This window comes from Nostoc sp. CALU 546 (assembly GCF_048836525.1).
Genome location: NZ_JAWJTF010000268.1, coordinates 1 through 2,858 on the forward strand (window position 1 = coordinate 1; position 2,858 = coordinate 2,858).

2 protein-coding genes and 1 pseudogene are annotated in these 2,858 nt (G+C 39.8%); all 3 read left to right on the plus strand.

Going from position 1 to position 2,858, the window contains the following annotated elements:
- The first annotated feature begins 409 nt into the window (after nt 1-409).
- Complete coding sequence (locus RRG12_RS42540; protein WP_420760769.1) at nt 410-1,636, plus strand: PQQ-dependent sugar dehydrogenase; 1,227 nt, start codon at nt 410-412, stop codon at nt 1,634-1,636.
- Nucleotides 1,637-1,703: 67 nt separating this feature from the next.
- Entirely contained in the window at nt 1,704-2,276 is a 573-nt protein-coding gene (locus tag RRG12_RS42545) for a YihY/virulence factor BrkB family protein (protein ID WP_420760794.1), read from the plus strand.
- A gap of 304 nt (nt 2,277-2,580) precedes the next feature.
- A pseudogene (locus RRG12_RS42550) lies at nt 2,581-2,858 on the plus strand (hypothetical protein); the annotation flags it as partial.

Below are 2,858 nucleotides of genomic sequence, written 5' to 3' on the forward strand. Positions count from 1 at the left end.
ATGCAACGTCTCTACAAGGATTTTGAAATCACACAAAATTATTTTTCATACCGCAATCAGCAACTCCGAAAATTTAGTGGTGGGTATCGATTTGACACCCACCACTAAGTTTTCCAACCTCTTTCCGAGAAACTACTTGCCTTCGACTCTGTTAGGCTTGAAGTAGGTCTGTGGATAGAGGCTATGAGGTTGAGTATATTTATAATAGTAACTGGATAGTCAAAACACCACTTCTATCCCTAGTAAATTTACAGAATGTTTCTATAACACTGTTATCTAATGGATAAATCAGAATTCAGGAGTTAGGAACGGAGTCTTTGCCTTTGTTCCTAAATTTTGAATTTTTAAGTCTTCTTCAATTAGCTATTTGAAAGGCTACACAAGCAGAAATTTTTGGAAAAATATACTTATGAACATGACAAGAATTGTTGTAGGAAAACTACTTGTTGCCATGTTTGCACTGGGAATTTCTTCTTGTGCTTCACCAACATCTGAGTCGGCAAACACTAACAATCAAGAAATAGAAACAACTGAACCAGTCAGTCAAAAAACTTCTACCAACAATCAAGTGTGTACTCTCGTTGACAATGGCTTTGGTTCACAAGGGGAGGTAAATGTACAGGCTGAAGAAGTGGTAACGGGTCTTGAAGTTCCTTGGGGAATTGCCTTTCTCCCAAACCAAGATATGTTAATCAGTGAAAGACCTGGACGCGTTCGCCTCGTGCGGGATAGTAAACTTATCCAAAAACCTGTAGCCACTATTAATGTTACAGATAGCGGGGAAGGTGGTTTACTTGGCATTGCGACTCATCCCAACTTTGCCGAGAACCGACTTTTTTACGTGTACTATACTGCTGATAGAAATGGGTCGCAGGTGAATCGCGTTGAACGATGGCAATTATCCGAAAATGGACTCAGTGCCTCGTCAGATAGAATAATTCTCGACAACATTCCCGTAGCAGTGTATCACAATGGTGGTCGCATTCGCTTTGGTGCTGATGGAATGCTCTATATTGGGACTGGCGATGCGAGAGATCCGCAAAGTTCCCAGGATGTTAATAGCCTTGCTGGGAAAATCTTGCGTGTGACGCCAGACGGACAAGTGCCGCAAGACAATCCCTTTCCCAAAAATCCTGTATATATCTCTGGTATTCGCAACACTCAAGGGTTTGATTGGCATGATGCATCAACACTATGGGTAACAGACCACGGCCCCAGTGGTGAGTTAGGTAGAAGTGGTCACGATAAAGTCAGTGTCGCCAGAGCAGGAGACAACCTCGGCTGGCCTACCATCTACCGTTGTGAATCAGGAGAAGGACTTATCACTCCGTCCATTGTTTGGCGTCAAGCCTTACCTCCAGGTGGAGCAGCAATTTATACTGGAAATTCTATTCCTGAATGGAAGGGTAGTTTAATCATTCCTACCCTTCGTTCCGAACACTTGCAGCGTGTCGTTTTCAACCCACAATCACCCCAGAAAGTCGAGCGTCATGAGGTGTATTTGCAAGGTAAATACGGACGACTCCGAGAGGCAATTATGGGGCCAGATGGCGAGTTGTATGTCACAACTAGTAACTGTGATGGACGAGGGAGTTGCCCTTCACAGCAGGATAAAATTCTCCGCATTACCAAATGAAAAAGATGAAAAGCTCACGCACAGATATAGAGAGCAAGAGTATCGAAGTCTATGAATATCTTGACAAATCTTTCATTTCTTACGGAAACGAGTTTTATCTTTTGCAATGGTGTTAGTCATTGCTTTTTTACTATTTGTTTCTTATATAGTCAGAAACCTTTTATTCGTCACAGTTAATTACTTAAGCGATTTATTACCTGGCTTAAGTTTTCTGTGGCAATTTCTCAGCTTTTTACTTTCATTTGGTATTTTGACATTTCTATTTGCCGCAATATATACCATTTTACCCGACGCTCAAGTTGCATGGCGGTGTGCTGGAGTGGGTGCGGCAATTACCACCATCTTATTTATGATTGGTCAGTTTTTCTTTGGGTTATTTCTCAGTCAGACTGACATTGGTTCTGCCTATGGTGTCGCTGGCTCGTTTGTAATTATAAATACATGGATTTATTATGCCGCTCACATCTTATTTCTAGGAGCAGAATTTACTAAAATTTACGCTAAAATAGACGGCTCTCCGATTGTGCCAGAAGAATATGCTATCCATACTTCCGGCAAAAATCACAACGAATCTCCAGAATCTCAAGAACCTAATTCGGATAGAGATAATAATCAACGCAGACACAAGCATTCTCGATAAAATCTTTCTTTATTTCATCCAAATCAAATTATATAAATTATAAGCCAACTATCAAAAGATATAAATTTTCTTTCTGGTTAATTTGTGCCTAAAGAATTATACATTTGCAGTATCCAGACAGATGAATTATTTAATAAGTTAGGCATTTTACTTTTAACTATGTTTTCTACTTGAATAAAGCCATCACAAAATCAAACAATTTTCACCAAATTATGAGCAAAAAGTTAATATCTAATATCTGTCACTTTCTCTTCACATTTGTTGCCAATACTAGAAACAAGAGGATGAAAAGCAAGGAATATTTATGATTACAACTCTTTTCCAGCGCACTTCTATTCTGCTAGCGAGTGCTACTGTGGCTATTATTGGTAGTATTTTACCAGCTAGTGCTGAAAATACAAATTCTCCCTCTACTAATGCTCTTACAAATCAGGCAGAACAAATAAGTGAAACTCCTGCGGCTAATCTTAATTCTGCATCTGACTTAGTTATAGAATCAACACAGCCTTCCTCAGCCATTCAATCTGAGAAGGTAGCTCAAACTTTTGAACCTGGTAGAGACACCCGTTCGGGTTCTAGCTA

Excerpts from the sequence above, each read along its gene's own strand:
- RRG12_RS42540 (WP_420760769.1), top strand. The coding sequence starts at position 410 with ATGAACATGACAAGAATTGTTGTAGGAAAACTACTTGTTGCCATGTTT.